The sequence below is a fragment of the Streptomyces sp. BE20 genome, from assembly GCF_036322525.1.
GTDB lineage: Bacteria > Actinomycetota > Actinomycetes > Streptomycetales > Streptomycetaceae > Kitasatospora.
The window spans coordinates 1-579 of record NZ_JAQYWW010000974.1 but is presented as its reverse complement, the minus strand read 5'-3'; the positions used below and the strand labels follow the sequence as shown (position 1 = coordinate 579).

1 protein-coding gene and 1 pseudogene are annotated in these 579 nt (G+C 70.8%); both read left to right on the top strand.

What is annotated here, in order from left to right:
* Nucleotides 1–372 (top strand): enolase C-terminal domain-like protein (locus PUR61_RS25215; protein WP_329881671.1); only part of this gene is annotated, 372 nt, incomplete at its 5' end.
* Nucleotides 369–579: pseudogene (locus PUR61_RS25210) on the top strand (ABC transporter permease); the annotation flags it as partial. The gene PUR61_RS25215 and the pseudogene PUR61_RS25210, both read left to right, overlap by 4 nt.

Below are 579 nucleotides of genomic sequence, written 5' to 3'. Positions count from 1 at the left end.
GCCACCCGCATCCCCGTCGCGGTCGGCGAGTCCATGTACTCGCTCGCGCAGTTCCGCACCTACCTGGAGGCCGGCGCCGCGTCCATCGTGCAGGTGGACGCCGCCCGCGTCGGCGGCATCACCCCCTGGCTCAAGGTCGCCCACCTGGCCGAGAGCCACAACGTCCAGGTCTGCCCGCACTTCCTGATGGAACTGCACGTCAGCCTCGCCGCCGCCGTCCCCAACGGCGCGTTCGTCGAGTACATCCCCCAACTGCGGGCCGTCACCCGTACCGAACTTGCCGTCCACCACGGCATGGCCGTCGCTCCCGACACCCCGGGCATCGGGATCGACTGGGACATGGACGCCATCGACAACCGGAGGGTCGCATGAGCACCCCCACCGCGCCGTCCGACACCGCGACGACACACCCCGACGAGCTGGCCGAACCCCCCGGCAAGGCACACCGGCTCCCGTTCTGGGTCAACCAGCGACTCGGCCTGCTCCTCCTGACCCTGCTCCTCGTCGCGCTGTTCGGCGCGCTGCGGCCCGCGTTCCTCGACGAACGGCTCGTGCTCTTCCCGCTGCTGCGCGACATCG